The organism is Knoellia locipacati, from assembly GCF_044791685.1.
GTDB lineage: Bacteria > Actinomycetota > Actinomycetes > Actinomycetales > Dermatophilaceae > Knoellia > Knoellia locipacati_A.
Genome location: NZ_CP087730.1, coordinates 1394626 through 1412256 on the forward strand (window position 1 = coordinate 1394626; position 17631 = coordinate 1412256).

The 17631-nt window shown below is 72.1% G+C and carries 16 protein-coding genes; 8 read left to right on the forward strand and 8 right to left on the reverse strand.

The window, feature by feature from the left end:
* Window positions 1-12: 12 nt before the first annotated feature.
* The 4 genes from LL946_RS06575 to LL946_RS06590 are packed head-to-tail and all read right to left on the reverse strand — an operon-like array spanning window position 13 to window position 3753.
* Window positions 13-843 carry a pyruvate, water dikinase regulatory protein gene (locus LL946_RS06575; RefSeq protein ID WP_404386004.1) on the reverse strand — a complete coding sequence of 277 codons (831 nt, stop codon included), beginning with the start codon at window positions 841-843 and terminating at the stop codon, window positions 13-15.
* Window positions 840-1514, reverse strand: a complete 675-nt coding sequence (locus LL946_RS06580) for a lactate utilization protein C (protein WP_404386006.1) — start codon at window positions 1512-1514, stop codon at window positions 840-842. The genes LL946_RS06575 and LL946_RS06580 overlap by 4 nt, the downstream gene beginning before the upstream one ends.
* The gene (locus tag LL946_RS06585; RefSeq protein WP_404386008.1) at window positions 1511-2986 is read right to left on the reverse strand and encodes a LutB/LldF family L-lactate oxidation iron-sulfur protein; all 1476 of its coding nucleotides are present in this window, start codon (window positions 2984-2986) and stop codon (window positions 1511-1513) included. Before LL946_RS06585 ends, LL946_RS06580 begins: the two co-directional genes overlap by 4 nt.
* The gene (locus LL946_RS06590) at window positions 2983-3753 is read right to left on the reverse strand and encodes a (Fe-S)-binding protein (protein WP_404386010.1); all 771 of its coding nucleotides are present in this window, start codon (window positions 3751-3753) and stop codon (window positions 2983-2985) included. The genes LL946_RS06585 and LL946_RS06590 overlap by 4 nt, the downstream gene beginning before the upstream one ends.
* Window positions 3754-3829: 76 nt before the next feature.
* Between LL946_RS06590 and LL946_RS06595 the strand changes: the two genes are divergently transcribed.
* From LL946_RS06595 to LL946_RS06605, 3 genes are all read left to right on the forward strand, one after another.
* Window positions 3830-4351: a hypothetical protein gene (locus LL946_RS06595; RefSeq protein WP_404386012.1), complete on the forward strand. Its 522-nt coding sequence runs from the start codon at window positions 3830-3832 to the stop codon at window positions 4349-4351.
* A complete protein-coding gene (locus LL946_RS06600) occupies window positions 4351-4839 on the forward strand; it encodes a DUF421 domain-containing protein (RefSeq protein WP_404386014.1) in 489 nt (162 codons plus the stop codon). The genes LL946_RS06595 and LL946_RS06600 overlap by 1 nt, the downstream gene beginning before the upstream one ends.
* A 130-nt stretch (window positions 4840-4969) precedes the next feature.
* Complete coding sequence (locus LL946_RS06605) at window positions 4970-5398, forward strand: hypothetical protein (protein ID WP_404386016.1); 429 nt, start codon at window positions 4970-4972, stop codon at window positions 5396-5398.
* Window positions 5399-5539: 141 nt separating this feature from the next.
* Here LL946_RS06605 and LL946_RS06610 read toward each other — a convergent pair whose 3' ends face one another.
* Complete coding sequence (locus LL946_RS06610; protein WP_404386018.1) at window positions 5540-7057, reverse strand: fused MFS/spermidine synthase; 1518 nt, start codon at window positions 7055-7057, stop codon at window positions 5540-5542.
* 159 nt (window positions 7058-7216) lie between these two features.
* On the opposite strand from LL946_RS06610, the gene LL946_RS06615 reads away from it, so the two are divergent.
* Genes LL946_RS06615 through LL946_RS06625 form a run of 3 tightly spaced genes read left to right on the forward strand, consistent with a single transcriptional unit; the run spans window position 7217 to window position 9041 of the window.
* On the forward strand, window positions 7217-7735 hold the full coding sequence (locus tag LL946_RS06615; RefSeq protein ID WP_404386020.1) for a YqcI/YcgG family protein: 519 nt from the start codon (window positions 7217-7219) through the stop codon (window positions 7733-7735).
* The gene (gene gntA, locus LL946_RS06620; RefSeq protein WP_404386022.1) at window positions 7732-8418 is read left to right on the forward strand and encodes a guanitoxin biosynthesis heme-dependent pre-guanitoxin N-hydroxylase GntA; all 687 of its coding nucleotides are present in this window, start codon (window positions 7732-7734) and stop codon (window positions 8416-8418) included. The genes LL946_RS06615 and gntA overlap by 4 nt, the downstream gene beginning before the upstream one ends.
* Window positions 8415-9041, forward strand: a complete 627-nt coding sequence (locus tag LL946_RS06625; protein WP_404386024.1) for a DUF1989 domain-containing protein — start codon at window positions 8415-8417, stop codon at window positions 9039-9041. The genes gntA and LL946_RS06625 overlap by 4 nt, the downstream gene beginning before the upstream one ends.
* 59 nt (window positions 9042-9100) lie before the next feature.
* Here LL946_RS06625 and LL946_RS06630 read toward each other — a convergent pair whose 3' ends face one another.
* Complete coding sequence (locus tag LL946_RS06630) at window positions 9101-10135, reverse strand: NAD(P)-dependent alcohol dehydrogenase (protein ID WP_404386026.1); 1035 nt, start codon at window positions 10133-10135, stop codon at window positions 9101-9103.
* A gap of 149 nt (window positions 10136-10284) precedes the next feature.
* Here LL946_RS06630 and LL946_RS06635 point away from each other — a divergent pair, with 149 nt between their 5' ends.
* Window positions 10285-11106 carry an SDR family NAD(P)-dependent oxidoreductase gene (locus LL946_RS06635; RefSeq protein WP_404386028.1) on the forward strand — a complete coding sequence of 274 codons (822 nt, stop codon included), beginning with the start codon at window positions 10285-10287 and terminating at the stop codon, window positions 11104-11106.
* Window positions 11107-11111: 5 nt separating this feature from the next.
* On the opposite strand, the gene LL946_RS06640 is transcribed toward LL946_RS06635, so the two are convergent.
* A complete protein-coding gene (locus LL946_RS06640; RefSeq protein ID WP_404386030.1) occupies window positions 11112-12614 on the reverse strand; it encodes an esterase/lipase family protein in 1503 nt (500 codons plus the stop codon).
* 32 nt (window positions 12615-12646) lie between these two features.
* Complete coding sequence (locus LL946_RS06645) at window positions 12647-15235, reverse strand: CHAT domain-containing protein (protein ID WP_404386032.1); 2589 nt, start codon at window positions 15233-15235, stop codon at window positions 12647-12649.
* A 128-nt stretch (window positions 15236-15363) separates the two neighbouring features.
* On the opposite strand from LL946_RS06645, the gene LL946_RS06650 reads away from it, so the two are divergent.
* Window positions 15364-17610 carry a CHAT domain-containing protein gene (locus LL946_RS06650; protein WP_404386034.1) on the forward strand — a complete coding sequence of 749 codons (2247 nt, stop codon included), beginning with the start codon at window positions 15364-15366 and terminating at the stop codon, window positions 17608-17610.
* The last annotated feature ends 21 nt before the right edge of the window (window positions 17611-17631 follow it).

Sequence of the window (17631 nt, forward strand, 5' to 3'; positions counted from 1 at the left end):
GGCCGGGCGGCCTCAGCCGAGGTCGGGCAGGCGGCTGCTCTGCATGATCACGGCAGCCATCTCCTCCACGGACATCTTGGCGGAGTTGATGGACGGGATCCGATGCGCCCTGTACATCGCCTCGGCACGGCGCAGCTCGAAGCTGCACTGGGCGAGCGTGGCATAGGTGGACCCGGGCCTGCGCTCCCCTCTCACCTGGCTGAGGCGAGCGGGGGTCGAGAGGAGGCCGAAGCACTTGTCGGCGAGCTCCGTGAGCGGGCGGGGCAGGCGCTCGGTGTCGAAGTCCTCGGGGACCAGCGGGTAGTTCGCGACCTTGAGCCCGTGCTGGAGCGCGAGGTACATGGAGGTCGGCGTCTTCCCGCACCGGGAGGGCGCCACGAGGATGAGGTCTGACTGGGCGAGGTTGCGCAGGCTCGCACCGTCGTCGTGCTCCATCGCGAACTCGATCGCCTTCATCCGGCGGTCGTACCGCAGGGTGTCGCCGACGCCGTGCAGGGCCGCCGCGCTGTGGGTGGCGTTGACGTGCAGCACCCGCTCGACGGTGTCGAGGTGCGAGCCGAAGAGGTCGATGAACGCGGCCTTGGTCTCCTGGAGCTCCTGGCGCAGGGACTCGTCGGACACGGTCGAGAACGCCAGCGGCGTCACCGAGTCGGTCATGGCGGCGTCGACCTGGGCGACCACCGCGCGTGCCTGCTCGACAGTGGTGATGAAGGGGATCTTGCGTCGGGTGAAGGTCAGGCCCGGGAACTGTGCGAGCAGCAGGTTGCCGAGGGTCTCGGCCGAGATCCCGGTGCCGCCGGCGAGGAAGAACACGGGGGTCGCCGCGTCGCCCGCGGGGGTCATGACGCCGCCCCCGCCGCGATGACGACGACCAGGGTCCGAGGCCCGTGCACGCCCTCGACCCGTTGGAGCTCGATGTCGCTCGTCGCGCTCGGCCCGCTGACCCACGTGAGGGGCCGGCCACGGTGCGCCTCACCTCCGAGCCGCGCCACCGCCTCGGGCACGTCGTGGACGACCTGGTCGTCACGGATGACGCATACGTGGGTGTCGGGCACGAGGGTCAGCTCGCGCCGCCCCTGGTCCGGACCGTGGTCGAGGACGATCGTGCCGGTGGTCGCGATGCCCACCGCCGACGCGGTGACGACGGCATCGATCCGGTCGAGCTCGGCCGCAGACCCCGCCTCGCTCTCGGCGACCACGTCCGCGACGTCGGCGAGTGCCGCCGACCAGGACGCGTCGAGCCCGGCGGGCACGACGACGGACCCGAGCCCGCGCCGCATCAGGACGTCGGCGACGGCTGCCGCCACGTCCGCGGCATCGACCCGGACGACCTCGGCCCGGTAGTCGGCGACGTTCTCGGCGAAGAGGTCGAGCACCTTGTCCCTCTCGTCCAGCACTTCGTGACCAATTGGTCGATTGTTGCCGCCCGGACGTGGGGCGGTCGTGACGTCGCTGGTCGCGGCCCGGACCCGGGCCAGGACCTCGTCGCGGGCACCACTCACACTGGCGCTCATCGGCTGCCCTCCCCTCGTTCACGGGCCCACCACTGGCGGAAGGTCTCCTTCGGCGGCGTGGGCACGTCGCGCGCATCGGTCCAGGCACCAAGGCCGGGGACCCGTCGGACGGTCCGCTTCCCGATGAGCCGCCCCGCCGTGGTCGCGCCCCGCTGGGCGACGGCCAGGCGCTTCGGGTCGGACAGCACCCAGGCCGCCGCCTTCATCGCCGCCGACTCCGCCCGGTGCCCGCCCTGCTGCGCCACGGTGCCGCGCAGCTCGACGAGGAGCTCGGGGATGTCGATCCGCACGGGGCACGCGTCGAAGCACGCACCGCACAGGCTCGACGCATAGGGCAGTGACTTGTCCACCTCGCTCGCCGTGCCGCGAAGCTGCGGGTTGAGCACCGCCCCGATCGGACCCGGGTAGACCGAGCCGTAGGCGTGCCCGCCGGTGCGCTCGTAGACCGGGCAGACGTTGAGGCAGGCCGAGCAGCGGATGCACCGGAGCGCCTGCCTGCCGACGCGGTCGGCGAGCACGTGGCTGCGACCGTTGTCGAGCAGGACGACGTGGACCTCCTGCGGACCGTCACCGTCGTGGACCCCCGACCACATGGTCGTGTAGGGGTTCATCCGCTCGCCGGTGCTCGAGCGCGGCAGCAGCTGGAGCATCGGGGCAAGGTCGTCCCACGTCGGCAGGACCTTCTCGATGCCGACGACCGAGATGAGGGTCTCGGGCAGGGTGAGGCACATCCGCCCGTTGCCCTCGGACTCGACGACGACGAGCGTCCCGGTGTCGGCGACCGCGAAGTTCGCTCCCGAGACCGCGACCTTGGCCCGGAGGAACTTCTCGCGCAGGTGGAGCCGGGCGGCCTCGGCGAGCCGCGCCGGGTCGTCGGTCAGGTCGTCGGGTGCCGCGCGTCCGATCTTGCCCATCTCGCGGGCGAAGACGTCGCGGATCTCGGTGCGGTTGCGGTGGATCGCGGGCACGAGGATGTGGCTCGGCCGGTCGCCGAAGAGCTGGACGATGAGCTCGGCGAGGTCGGTCTCCCACGCGCTGATCCCGGCCTCCTCGAGAGCCTCGTTGAGCTCGATCTCCTGGGTCGCCATCGACTTGACCTTGACGACCTCGTCGACGCCCTTGGCCCTCGCGATGTCGACGACGATCCGGTTGGCCTCCTCCGCGTCTCGCGCCCAGTGCACGGTCGCACCGTTGGCCGTCAGGCTCGCCTCGAGCTGCTCGAGGTAGTCGCCGAGGTGCGTGAGCGCCTCGTCCTTGGCGTCGGCGCCCGCGACCCGCAGCGCCTCCCACTCGGGTACCTCGGCGACGACGGAGGCGCGCTTGGCCCGGATGGTGTGGGTGGCGTCGTGGAGGTTCTGCCGCTGCTGCGTGTTCGCGAGCGCGGCGCGCGCGGCCTCGGGGAAGGACGGCATACCGACGAAGGTCGCGGAGGTGCGCTGGAGCGGTGGGGTGCTCATGCGGGGTGCGTTCATGCGGGGTCCTCCCTCGTCGAGGCGAGGACCTCGGCGAGATGCAGGCTCCGTATGCCGGTGCGTTGCCTCCCGAGGATCCCTCCGATGTGCGCGAGGCAGGAGTTGTCGCCGGCGACGACGACCTCGGCGCCCGTCTCGAGGACGCGCGCGGCCTTGTCGGTGCCCATCGCGACGGAGACGTCGGCGTTCTTCATCGCGAAGGTGCCACCGAAGCCGCAGCACTCCTCGGCCCCGGGCAGCTCGACGAGGTCGATGCCCTCGACCGCCCGGAGGAGCTGGAGGGGACGGTCGCCCACCCGGAGCATCCGCAGCGAGTGGCAGGTCGGGTGGTAGGTCACGCGGTGGGGGAACCACGCACCGACGTCGGTGACCCCGAGGACGTCGACGAGGAACTCGGACAGCTCGTGGACCCGGGGCGCGACCTGCTCGACCTCGCTCGCGAGCCCTTCGTCCCCGGCGTGACGGGCGACCATCGCGTGCTGCTCGCGCACCGACCCGACGCACGACCCCGACGGCGCGACCACCGCGTCGTAGTCCCCGAACACGTCGACGAAGCGCCGGACGAGCGGCAGGGCCTCGCCGGCATACCCCGTGTTGGTGAGCATCTGGCCGCAGCAGGTCTGCGCGGCCGGGAACTCGACTCGGCACCCGAGCCGCTCGAGGAGGCGCACGGTCGCCTTGGGCGTCTCCGGCCACATCGTGTCGTTGAAGCACGTCGCGAAGAGCGCGACCCGGAGGTCGGTGGCCGGACGCTGCGCTGCCGTCATCCCCCCATCCAACCAACAACCTGCCGTCCCGCGTGGCGTGGAGGCATCAGGACCGCGGCGGTCGTAGCGTCAGGATGTGGCTCAGACCGACTCGACCACGGACGACCTCGCCCACGCCCCTCGCGGGGCCGTGGGTCACTGGGCGCACCGCAGCGGCATCGCCGTCGTGGCCCTCATCGTCGTCGCCGGCCTCGTGGGACTCGTGGGTCCGCGCACGGACACGGTCTCGTCGTCGTCAGGTGGCTGGATCCTCGAGGTCGAGCACGCCACCCTCACCCGCGCCGGTCAGCCGGCCCCCCTGCACATCCGGGTGGAGCACGCGGAGGGCTTCACCGGGCCGGTGCAGGTCTCGCTGTGCGACGACCTGTTCGACCACCTCGACTTCCAGAACTGGTACCCGAACCCGTCGGCCGAGACGAGCACCGACCGCGCCCTGCTCTACGAGTTCGACCCGCCCTCCGGCCCCGTCCTCGAGGTCAGCCTCGACGCGCGAGCGGCGCCGGGGCAGTGGGGCGGTTCGAACGACTGCCGGGTGGAGGTGCTCGCCGACGACGCGCCTGTGGTGTCGGCGGCGTTCAGCATGCGGGTGGTGCCCTGATGGACATCGTGCTGCGCGCAGCGTTGATCTTCGTGCTGCTCTGGCTCGTCATCCGGGTCACCGGCAAGCGCGAGGTGGCCCAGCTGTCCGCCTTCGACATGATCCTCGTCGTCACCCTCGGTGACCTCGTCGCCCAAGGCGTCGTGCAGGAGGACTACTCGCTGAGCGCGGCGGCGCTGGCCGTCGCGACGTTCTCGATCCTCAGCCTCCTCCTGGCCTGGGCCGGCTACCGGTTCCCCCTCACCCGACCGTTGCTCTCGGGCAGGGCGCGCGTCGTCATCCGTGACGGCGAGCCGGTCCTCGACGTGCTGTCGTCCGAGCACCTGACGATCGAGGACGTCAGGGAGGCCGCTCGGGAGAAGGGAATTCGCAGGCTGCGCGACATCGAGCTGTGCGTGCTCGAGGTGGACGGCGGGTTCTCGTTCTTCACCGTGGAGCACCCGGACGACACCGAAGGAGCCCGGTCCGACCGCAAGAAGGTCGAGTGACCGGGCCGGGCCGGAAGTTCCCGCACGAACGGGACACCTGACCCTGTCCCCCGGGACGTCGGGCGAGCCACCGTTGAGGCACATCGACGGCGGCTCGACAGGAGCCCCGACACCAACCCAGGAGAACACCATGCACCGCACCACCCTGCGTCGTACCGGCCTCGCGATCGCCGCCGCCGGCACGACCGCCGTCCTCGCTGCTGCACCGGCGATGGCGCACCACTGCTTCGTCCCGATGTACAGCCTCGACGCGCCCGAGTCGTCGAACTGGTTCGTCATGTCGGCCCAGGACGGTGCCTTCTACGAGGCCGGCTACGAGGCCGCGTGCGACGCCGCCGTCGACGCCGGGTACGACGCCCTGCGCGCCGAGGGCCTGCCGGTCGGCATCAAGATCTTCGAGAAGATGACGATCGGCGACCCGAAGCACACCGGCCGGATGAACCCCAACGGCGCCGACGGCAAGGGCCTGGAGTACTTCATGGCCGGCTCGGAGCTCCCGTTCCAGATGGTCGAGACCTGGATCGAGGGTGCCGAGTCGGCCGACTGCGGCCCGGCCTGAGCCCTCTCCATCGCACCCGCTCGCAGGGGAGCGGGTGCTCGGTCCCACGGACCGCGACGGCGACGTCGCGCTCCGTGGGACCTGCTTTGCCGCCGTCAAGCGGTTCGGGTCGTCGCCGTCGGGTCGCCCGTCGAGCCGCCGTCAGGCCGACGGGAGCGGCGGGGACGTCGTGACGAGCTGGTCGACCGGGGCGTGGTCGTCGGTGAGCACCATCGCGTCACCGACCCAGTCGTCCAGACGCCGGCCCTCGAGCAGGTCCCACTCGAGCGCTCGGCCACCCATCCGCTCCGCGAGCGCGGCGGTGTCGACGGGCGCGTCGGACGCGACCGCGACGAGGTTGCCACCGGAGCCGGCCTGCCCGGCGAGGGTCTCCGGGTCGGCAGCGAGCACGACGTGGTCGAAGACGGACCGGAGCGTGGCGAGCTCGGCCCGGACGAAGCGGAGCTCACCGAAGTCGATGAGGTTGGCGGCATACAGGCCGTCCTCCCCCAGCACGCGGCGAACGTCGGTGAGCGCCTCGCGCGTCGTGAGGTGCCACGGGATCGTCACGCCGCCGAAGGCGTCACCCACGACGAGGTCCCGCGAGTCCGGGTCGAGGGCCCGCATTCCGATCCGCCCGTCCTCGACCCTCACGTCCAGACCGTCGCCGGTCCGCAGCCCGAGCCGCTCGACGTCCACGTCGAGGACTCCCGCGTCGATCTCGGAGACGACGCTCGTCGTGCCCGGTCGCACCTGCGCGAGGTAGCGCGGCAGCGTGAGTCCCCCGCCCCCGAGGTGGTATGCCGTGATCGCCTCGCCGTCGGGGAAGGCCGTGTCCGCGACGGACGCCAGGGCCTGCACGTACTCGAACTCCAAGTGGGTCGGGTCCTGCACGTCGACGTAGGAGTGGCGCAGCCCGTCGAGGACGAGCACGCGTCCGGTGGGGCGCGCGTCGTCGCGGATGACCTCGGCACAGTGGTAGACAGTCTCGGCGTCACAGCTGCCGGGTCCCCAGGCAGCGCCGAGGGTCCCGGGCAGGAGCAGCAGCAGCGCCGTCGCCGAGCCACGGGTGCGCCGCTCGCGCCGACCACGTCGCGCGCCCAGCGCCAGAGCGGTGGCTGCGAGGACGAGCGCGACCCCGAGCCCGACGAGCACCGCACTCACCGGGAACGCCGAGACGAAGACGAACCCGGTGAGCACGGTGCCGGCCAGCGCACCCAGAGTGCCCGTCCCGGACAGCCCGCCGACGACGCTGCCGGTCTCGGACAGGTCGGTGAGCCGCAGCTTCGCCACGATGGGCGAGACGGCGGACAGCATCGCGGCCGGGACGAAGATCGTCATCGCCCCGACGACGAAGACCCCCGCACCCGCGAGCTCACCGCCGCCGCGGACGAGGAACGGCATGAGCGAGACCGCGGTGCCGGAGGCCGCGAGCAGCGGGGCCAGCAGGCGCCCCGGGTCGCCGGAGTCGGCCACCCTGCCACCGGACCAGGCACCGACCGCGATGGCGGCCAGGGCGATGCCGATGACGAGGGTGCTCGTCTCCAGGGTCAGCCCGAGGTAGGGCGCGAGCAGCCGCAGCGACACGATCTCGACGACGAGGACGGCCGCGCTGGAGCCGAAGACGAGGGCGGCGGCGAGCCTCGGGCCCAGCTCGGTGTCGTGGCTCGGGCTCGTCACCCGTGCATCCTCGCCCACGCGGACCCCTCCGTCGAGGCACCCCGTCGAGGCACCCCAAGGGAGGTAGTCCCGGCGCACCGTCCCCACCTACGTTCGATGAGAACCCGGGAAGTCGGCCTCCTCCTCGCCGACCTTCCATCCTTCGGACCCGGAGACCCCATGACTGACACCGCCCCTCGCCTTGCTGCCGACGCGACCACCCCCGGCGCCCCCACCCCCGACGCCACGACCCAGCGCACCCTCGCGGACTGGCTCCGCAGCGCCGACGAACCCTTCGCCGGCGCCCGCGACCTCGTCCGGGACGGTGCCGAGGTGGTCGTCACCGGTCGGATGGGCGCTCCCACGAGCAGTTTCGACGTCTACGCCGCCCTCCGCCGGCGGGAGGCCGACGAGCGCTCGGCGCCCTTGGTCGCGGTCTTCGCCGGGCCCGTCCCGAAGAGCGACGACGGCCTCGAGGACCTGCTCTGGGAGACGCTGCAGCACCTCAGCGACTTCGACGAAGTCCCGTGGAGCGACGGAGTCGTCGCCGCCCTGGACACCGGCGACCACGTGGTCGTCGTCGCGGGTGAGGCCTGGACGGTCGACGCCCTCCACCCCCACGCCACGGAGAGCTCGCGTCGCGCCCCGTGGCCGGCCCTCGTCATCCGGCCAGCGACGGCGCCCCGCGTCGCCCCGTGACCCGACCACCCCTGCCCGAGGACGTCCTGGGCCGGATGAAGGAGTGGGTGCTCGACCCGGACTACCCGTGCCTGGGTGCCCGAGCGGTCTTCAACCGCGACCGTGCGCACGTCGTCACCACCGGGCGGCTCGGGAGCGTGTCGAGCAGCTATGACGTGTTCCGCGGCCTGCGGGAGTTCGCCACCACCGCGGACCCGGACGAGGGCTTCACCTCGTTGCTCGCCGTCTTCGGAGGGGCCCCGCCGGCATCGGAACGGGCCTTCGAGGAGGGCCTGTGGCGCACGCTCCAGCACCTGTGCGACTTCGACGACACCCCCTGGAACCCCGAGGTCTCGAGCGACCCGGACGACGTGAACTTCTCGTTCAGCGTGGCCGGGACGGCCTTCTTCGTCGTCGGCCTGCACCCGCACGCGTCACGGCTCGCACGACGGACACCGTGGCCGGTGCTCACCTTCAACCTGCACTCGCAGTTCGAGGAGCTCAAGGAGACCGAGCGCTTCGCCCGCATGCGCAACACGATCCGGGACCGGGACGTCGAGCTCCAGGGCTCGGTGAACCCGATGGTGGCCGACCACGGGACGAGCTCGGAGGCCCGGCAGTACTCGGGGCGGGTCGTGCCCGAGTCCTGGCAGGCACCCCTGACGGTCACCGACGAGCACGACACGGCAGGCTCGAGGTCATGACCGACGACCTTCAGCCCGGCTTCACCCGCCTCGCCCCCCAGACCGGGACCTGCGTCCGGCTCGGGCCGGGCGACGTCCTCACCGTCGTTGACCCCACGGGCGTGCAGGTGAGCGACCTCTACTGCGTCGCTGCCGACGACGTCCGCGAGACCCTGTCGTCGGGCCGCTCCATCGACTTCGAGAACACCATCCGCTTCGGCACGGGCAGCAGGCTCTGGAGCAACCGCAGCCGGCCCATGCTCACCGTCGTCGAGGACACGTGCGGCACGCACGACTTCCTGCTCACGCCGTGCAGCCAGCAGACGTTCGACATCCTCTACCCCGAGTTCGAGGGCGCCGAGCACCCGAGCTGCTTCGCCAACCTCGTCGGCGCACTGTCACCCCACGGCGTCCAGCCCGACCAGATCGGCACCACCCTCAACATCTTCATGAACGTCTGGGCCGACGCCGAGGGCGAGCTGCACATCGACCCGCCGCCGAGCCGGGCCGGCGACCGCTTCTCGGTGCGCGCCGAGCTGGACCTTCTCGTCGGGATCACGGCCTGCTCCGCGGAGAAGTCGAACGGCGGCGTGTGCAAGCCGATCGACTGGGCCGTCACCCGCTCCGGAGACGGCGACCGCTGAGGGCGGCGCCCCGACCCACGGACGGCCGCGGACGGCATACGACGTCCGTATGCCGTCCCTCACCTCCCTGAGTCTGCGCCACCCGCGGGTGTGAGGACGACGCGGCCGAGGGCCCGGCCCGAGGCGAGGTGCTCGAGCGCGGCACCGGCCTCCTCGAGCGAGAAGGTGCGACCCACGACGGGGCGCACGTGACCGGCCTCGGCCAGCTCGGCCAGGGCCCGGAGGTAGTCGAGCTTGGGGCGGCTCCGGAACGACCCGCGCGGGATCTGGTCGGTCACGGCTGACCGCGCCATGAGGCCCACCATCCTCGGGATGCTGCCGAGGACCCGGCGGCCCTCGCGGCCGTACTGGTCGTGACCCACGAGGACGTAACGGCCGTGCGGGGCGAGCGCCCGGCGGATCTCGGAGAAGGGGTGGTTGCCGGGGATGTCGACGACGACGTCGTAGCGCGCGTCGCCTCGGGTGAAGTCGTCGCGGGTGAAGTCGATGACGTGGTCGGCGCCCAGGGCGCGAAGGAGGTCCTGCTTGTCCGCGTCGTCCACCGCGGTGACCGTGGCGCCGTCGGCCTTCGCGATCTGGACCGACAGCGACCCGACTCCTCCGGCCGCCCCGTTGACGAGCACCTGCTGGCCCGGTGAGACCTGGGCCTGCTCACGGACGGCCTGCAACGCGATGATCCCGGCGGTCGGCAGGGTGCAGGCCTGCTCGTGGGTGAGCCCGGCGGGCATCGTCAGGAGCCGGTCCTGCTGCACGGCGACGAACTCGGCCCAGGTCGCACCGTTGACCCACTGCATGCTCGGCAGGGTCTCGCCGAACACGTCGTCGCCGACCCCGACGGTGGAGACGTCCGAGCCGACCGCCACGACCTCACCAGCGAAGTCCGTACCGGGCACGGGCTGCTTGGGTCTGCGGACGCCGCCGCCCATGAGTCGCAGGGCGGCAGGCCGGCCGGTGACGACGTGCCACACGTCGGGATGCACCGACGCCGCACGCACGCGCACGAGCACCTCGTCGTCCCCGAGCCGGGGGACGGGCAGGTCGACGCACCGCAGGTCCGAGGGCGACCCGTAGTGGTCCTGCACGACGGCTCTCACCCTCGTGACGCTAGACCTGTGCCCACCGGTGGCGTGGCGGTTTGCGCCACGCCCCCCGCGGTCGCAGGCACCGGCAGCCGAGGGTCCCTGCGCTGACGGGCCCTTGCGTCGTGACACAGTCGGTCTTCCGCACACGCACCAGGAGAGACATGACCGAGCCGCGCACGATCCTCATCACCGGCGCCAGCGACGGCATCGGGGCGGCCTCCGCCGGCCAGCTCGCGGCCAAGGGCCACCGCGTCGTGCTCGTCGGCCGCTCCCCCGAGAAGACCGAGCGCGTCGCAGCAGCGATCGGCGCGCCCCACCACACGGCCGACTTCACCGACCTCGGCCAGGTACGCACCCTCGCCGCCGAGCTGCTCGAGGCCCACCCTCGCATCGACGTGCTCGCCAACAACGCCGGCGGGGTCTTCGCCCACGAACGCACGGTCGACGGGTTCGACAAGACCTTCCAGGTCAACCACCTGGCGCCGTTCCTCCTCACGCACCTCCTCATGGACCGGCTCGTCGACTCGGGTGCCTCCGTCGTCCAGACGTCGAGCCGGGCCCACCGGCTGTTCGGCAACCTCGACCTCGACGACCTCGACAACACGCGGGCGTGGGGCGCCAACAAGGCCTACGGGGACGCCAAGCTCGCCAACGTCCTCTTCACCACCGAGCTCCAGCGACGCTTCGGGGCCCAGGGGGTCAACGCGGTCGCCTTCCACCCCGGGGTGATCCGCACGAACTTCGCCAACGACACGTCCAGCCCGATGCGATGGATCTACCGCACCCCGCTGGCACGGCTGCTCACGAGCGTCGAGACCGGTGGCGAGCGCCTCACCTGGCTCGCCGACGGCACACCCGGCGTGACGTGGGAGCCCGGTCGCTACTACGGGGCCAACAGCGTGGCGGCGGTCAACCCGCAGGCGAACGACCCGGCCCTGGCCAGCGGCCTGTGGGAGCGCAGCGAGTCACTGCTCGGCCTCTGAGGGCGTCAGCCGGGAAGCCACTCGAGCAGCTTGGAGTTGACGGCCGGGTCCCGGAAGTAGCCACCGTGGGTGACCTCGCCCCCGAGAACCAGCCGGTCCCCACCCTCGATCGGGAAACCGGGAGCATCCGCCACCTCGAAGACACCGTTCGTGGGGACGACGAGGTCGTTGTCCGCGTTGCCGAAGACGATGTCGACCCCCTTGTTGCTCGCCACGCGCAGCAGCGGGCTGCCGGCGGCCGGTTCGTAGTTGGAGGCGATCGCGCAGAGCCGGACACCGTCGAGCGGGAGGGAGTTGAGGGCCGGCAGGTAGGGGCCGTCCGGGTTCATCGACATGATGCCGTCGAGGCCGCCGAAGGCCCCGACCGCCAGCTGTTTGAGCACCGCCAGCACCACGCCCACGACATCGGTCACCGGGCCGCCGGGCGCGAACTGCACGAGGTCGGTGATGCGGTCGAGCAGCGTGGACAGGTGCTCCTTGTGGGCCAGCACGGTCCCGGCGTTGGGGGCGCCGACCATGACGAGCGTGCGGACCTTGAGGTGCTCCCCCAGACCCAGTTCGGCGCCGCGGGCCGCCAGGGCCCGGCCGACCAGCCCTCCGCGCGAGTGGCAGACCACGTCGAGCGTGACCGGCCCGCCGGGGCCGTCTGCGACCGCTTCGGTGAGCTGCTTCGCGAGCCAGGCGACGTTCTCGTCCGGCGTCGCCGAGACGGTGTGGTGGTCGACGGCGAACACCCGACCGTCATAGCGCCGGTGCAGCTCGGCCATCGTCTCGTCCGGCAGCCCAGGGAAGGCGCGGTGCGCCTGCGAGAACGTCCCGTGGAGGAACAGCAGCGCAGCGCCGCCGCGGACCCGGCCCCAGTCCGCCGTGGTGAAGGCGGGTGCCTCGAGATCTCGGAAACCGACCGGGCTGAACCATCGGACCAGGTTGCGCCGGTGCTGCTCCTCCCATCGCGAGGCGAAGTGGTCGCCGACCCGACCCAGCACCGGGTCGACGAGTGGGAAGACGAGCACCTTGAGCAGCTTGGAGCCGAGCGCACCCAGGATGCCGCGTTGCCCGCTGGTCTGCGAGTCCGTCGGCGCACCCGTCACCACAGCCCTGGGCACCCGGTACGTTCGCCGCTCACCCCCACGCGACGGGACGAGGTCCGGCTCGATGTCATCGGGAAGGTGCCACGTCAGGGAGCCGTCCTCCGCGGCATACAGGAGGACCTGACCCATGTCGGTCCCGGGAGCGGGCACCTCGACGGTGATGTCGCCGTCACCGCCCGAGGCGCGGGTGCCACCGGCGTCGTCGAGCTCCTCGGGGAAGGCAATCTCGACGGTGAGCTGCTCGGTGAGGTGCGCCTCGGCGAGGGCCGCGCGGAACTGTTCGGTGCTGTCCTCCGCGGCTCGCATGCCCTCGGATGCCGGCGGGTGGACGGTGACGGTGCCGGTGAGACCGGGAGTGGTGAGGACGACGTCGTCGACGACGACCGGAATCCCCTCGGGTCGCAGCTGCTCGGACATGGCGTTCCTCTCGGTCGGTCGTGAGCTGGCGGTCAGGCGCCGGTGAGGCGCAGCTGGGGGTGGGCGAGGCACTGGAAGGCGACGAGGGTCGGTGACACTCCTGGGACGCGCTGCGTGACTCCCTCGACCGTGTAGCGAGCCCGTGCCCGACGCACGGCCTCCGCGACCGAGACCCGTTCGTCTGCAGGGGCCGACCACGTCGCCGCATAGAACTCGCGAGCCATCGCCGCCGCCACGTCGTCGTCGACGTTCCACAGCGGCGCGACGACGCCGGTGGCGCCGATCCGCAGCAGGGTGCTCGCGAACCCGCCGTAGTCGCCGAGCACGGCACGGTCGGCACCGACCTGGCAGGCATTGAGGAAGACGAACGGACCCGCCGCCAGATGTCCGTTCTCGGCGGCCAGCGGGCTGAAGAACGTGGCCTTGGCGGTCTGGGTGCCGGCCGCGTCGACGGCGAGGAGGACCAGGCCCTCGGCAGTGCCCTCGGTGTCGAACTGTCCGTGCAGCGCGACGTGGACGAGCTGGGCGGCCGGTGTCCCGCCGAACAGGTCCGCGACCGCGCGGATCGTCGGGGGCACCGACACCGCACCGAAGAGCTCGGTCACCTCTGCGGCCTCGGCTTCCGCGTCGTCGAGCTTGCCCCACTTGGTGACGCCGTCGTACTTCGCGCTGAGCACGGCTGCCTTGACGACCTCCACCGTGGGCCTGGGCACCGGACGCGGTTCGCCCTCGGACAGCGGCCAGCGCCCGATCGCGGCGTGCGCGCCGAGGAACGGTGCGTCGCCACCCCAGGACGACACCAGGGGCGGCTGGAAGGTCACGAGCTCCCACGGCAGGTGAAGCTCCTCGGTCAGGAGCAGGATCGTGGGCGCCACCGGGCGGGTCGCGTCCTCGACGACGGCGCGGATCACCGACCGCACGCTGGCGGGGACGATCCGACCCAGGGTGGCACCCGCCCCGGCGAGCTCCTGGTACAGGGCGTCGGGGTCGCTGCCGAACTGGATCTTGAAGCGCAGCGCCTTCGCGAAGCCGGCCGCCGTGTCGTCCATCGGCGCACTGCGCGGCCCGTCCAGCGCAGCCTCGCCGTCGACGCCCGGGTAGACGGTCCAGACCAGCCGCCTGCCGTCGGCGCCGTCGGCAGCGCAGATGCCGACGACGAGGTCGGGTGGCGTCTCGTCGAGCAGGGGGCTGAGGTTGATGAGCCGGTGGTCCCGGGTGGTGGCAGGCGCGGCGCCGGCGACCTCCGCCACGCTGTTGACGGCGACGACGGTGCGCCAGGCGATCCCGACGACCTGACCCTGCCGCACGTAGTGCACGCCGATCCGCCGCTCGACGGGGAGCTCCGCGTCGATGTAGCTCGCGACGAACGGCAGCGTGACGCTCGGGTACGGATCGGCCGCCGTCACCCTGAGGGTCTGCCGGGTCGGCGCGGTCGTGGCGAGCGAGTGAGGGTCGAACACGAGCACCACGTCGATGAGCTCCTCGGCCGACACCGTCAGGACGCCCGTGCTCGTGAGCGTGTGGTCGCGTCGCCGCCCGAGCCCGACGGTCACGAGGAACTCCTGCTCCACGACGACCACGTCGCTCCTGCCGGTTCCCGTCGAGACGTCGATGCGTGGGTATGCCGGGTGGTCGGCGCCCGCTCCGCCGTCGCCTTCCGGGTGTGCGGACTCCGAGGGTGTGCCGGCCGCGAGGTCGTCGACGCGCTCCTCGAGCGGGCCTTCGTGCGGGTCACCGCCCATGGGCAGGGCGGAGCGCCACCGCTTGGCGATCCGGCCGAACACCCCTCCGGCGGAGCTCTTCGTCCGCCGCGGCAGACGGCCGGGCGGCGACCCCAGCGGTTCCTCGGGAGGCAGGGAAGCGGCGGGAGGCGGGACTGACGTCCGGGTCGACTCGACCCTGCCGGTCACGGGAGTCGAGCCGCGGCTGCGCAGCCGCGCGACGTGCTCCACCACCGCGAGGATCGCAGCCGGGTCGGCACCTTCGGCGATGGCCAGCGCCAGTCCGGAGAGCAGCCGTGGCGTCCGGACCCGGGCCAGGAGGTCTGCGACCCCCGGGTACTCCGGAGGCAGTCCTGCCCGCACGCGGATGCCGGCCCGCACGAGGCGCGCGACCGGCATACGGGCGGTGTCGAGGTCGCGGGTGTGCACGACGAAGGCGCGCAGGGCCGAGAGGCGATCCCGTTCGGTGCCTTGCGCGGGGCAGAGTTCGAGGAGCTCGATGGCGAGCTCACCGGCCCGGTCCGGCGAGAGCGCACGGGCGAGCGCGGCCGGCATCGCCGGGACCGACGACAGCTCGACCGGGCCCCGGGCGAGCGCCGGCGCGAGTGTGCTCCGCAAGGTTTCTGCGGCCGACAGCGCGGCGTCCATCTCCGCCACGGTGGCTGGGGCCGGCGGCACCCAGGGCTCGGTGGAGGGGCCGGCGAAGGCCGCCACCCGGACGAGCAGCACCGCGGCTGGATCCTGCCGACCCTCAAGGCTGCTGAGCAGCTCGTCCTTCTCCGGGGAGGTCATCCCCAAGGTCGTCAGAGCGGCACCCAGGCGCGGTCCGAGGTCAGGATCCGCGGCAAGCGTGGCGTCGGTCAGCTCGTGCCACGCCGTGACGTTCGGGAAGTCACCCATGCCCTACAGGAGTCGACCGCCGGTGCCCTGATACCCACCGGCGAACACCTCCTGGCAGTCGGCGATGTATCTGCGCGGCCGAGAGCCCCTCTTCTCGGACGTCATGGTCCATCCGAAGGAGGCCGGACATGAGCCCGCGCCAGTACGAGAACTTCGACCTGCTCGTCGAGTCCGTCGACGGTGGGGAGTTCCGAGCCCTGGTCACCCAGTGCCCGTTGGACGAGAGCCCCAGCGCTCGCTTCACCATGCCCTTCGACCCGACGCGTCTGGAGAACCTCCTCCTCAAGCTCGACCCCGGTCGCTCCGGCACGCGACGGGTCGCCACCGACCCGGCGAGCCGGGCTGCCCAGGAGTTCGGGGTGGGCCTGTTCGACGCCGTCTTCCAGGAGGACATCCGGTTGGCCTGGCAGCGCAGTCTCGACGTCGTCGGCCGCGAGCGCGGGCTCCGACTGCGCCTGCGGCTCAACGACGCTCCCACACTCGCCGGCCTCCCCTGGGAGCTGCTGCACGACACCCGTGGACGCGGCTACCTCGCCCAGTCGGAGCAGACCCCGGTGGTCCGCTTCATCGATCTGCCGCAGCCCCCACGGCCCCTGGTCGTCGGTGGCGCACTGCGGATCCTCGCCGTCATCGCCTCCCCGACCGACCTGCCGGCGCTCGACGTCGAGGCCGAGTGGGCGGCCCTGAGGCGGTCGCTCGCCGACCCCGTCGCGGCGGGCACCGTCCACCTCGACCGCCTCGAGCGGCCGATGATGTCCGAGCTGGCGAAGTGGCTGCGCACGAACTCCGTGCACGTGCTGCACTTCGTCGGTCACGGGGCCTACGACGTCCAGCACCAGGACGGCGTCATCTACATGTCCGACAAGTACGGACGGAGCTCGGCGGTATCGTCCGCGGTGCTGGGGCCGTACAGCCGGGACCACGATGCGCTGCGCCTCATCGTGCTCAACGCCTGCCACACCGCCCGGACGGACGCCGACGACCCGTTCAGCGGGATGGCGCAGAGCCTCGTGCGCCAGGACACGGCCGCCGTGGTGGCGATGCAGTTCCCCATCTCGGACGAGGCCGCAGCCTCGTTCAGCGGCGGCTTCTACGGCGCCCTCGCCGACGGGCTCCCGATCGACCAGGCAGCCACGGCTGCTCGCAAGGAGCTCATCGCGGACTTCGCGACGGAGTGGGCGACGCCCGTGCTGTTCCTGCGCGCCCCCGACGGCAAGATCTTCGCCGACATCACGCCGGTCCCGGAGGAGGAGGCCGCCGCCGTCGTGGCCGCGCCGGAGGCGGAGCCCGTGCCGCAACCCGAGCCGCTGGTCGAGCCCGTGCCCCGGCGGAGCCTCGCGGCCGTGCCGCGCGTCGACGTGGCAGCCCGGCGCGCGCCGGTGGCGGAGCCCCACCCGGAGCCGGAGGTGGAGCCCTACCCGCCCGCGGACCTGGAACCGGACGAGGACGAGGACGTGGACCAGCCCCAGCTCGTCGTCGATGTGCGGGTGCCCCCGCGGAGGCGTCCTCGTGGCGTGCTCGCCGGTGTCGGTGCGGGCCTGGCCGCCCTGGCTCTGGGTGGCGGCTGGTGGGTCACCCGCGACGACCCCCTTCCGCCGCCGGTGGCCTCCACCAAGACGGGGTCGGCCACGACCACAGCCAACCCCAGCGCCAGCGCCAGCCCCACCACCTCACCATCGCCCTCGTCGTCCGGCCCCTCCACGGTGCGCCTCATGGAGCCGGCGGTCCGGCTGACGGCGAAGCGGCTCGGGTCACCTCCGACGCTGGACGGCGACCCGTCGGAGTGGGCCGAGGTGCCGGTGCTGGTGTCCGATGCCGTGGTCTACTCCAGGACCAGCGGCAGTCCGACGATTGCCGGCCGCTGGCGACTCGGCTGGGACAGTGCGGCCCTCTACTTCTTCGTCGAGGTGACCGACCCACGGGTCGAGCAGCTCGACCTCCCCGACAACAGCCAGCTCTACAAGGGTGACGGTGTCGGCTTCGAGATCGGCACGTGGGCGGCCAGGGTCAGCACCACGACCCTCCCGAGTCGCGACCTCAACGTCCTCTTCGGCATCACCGACGGGGTCGAGCGGCCCACCATCATCGGGGCCGTCAACGGCCCCAAGGGTGCGAACTTCGAGAAGCTCACCGACCTCACCGTCGACGGCACCGGTGTCATCACCTCCGAGGGCTACCGCATCGAGGCCGCGGTCCCGTGGGAGCGCCTGAACGTGACCAGCCCGCAGCGCGGGACGCTGCTCTCGATGAACCTCACCGTCAGCGACGGCAACGCGGACACCCGCGGCCTGCGCACGATGGTGAGCAACAACCCGGAGCGCACGCTGAACGACGCCAAGGGTCGCTACCGCTGGGGCCAGCTCGCCCTGAGGTGACCAGCACACGGGACTTCTGGG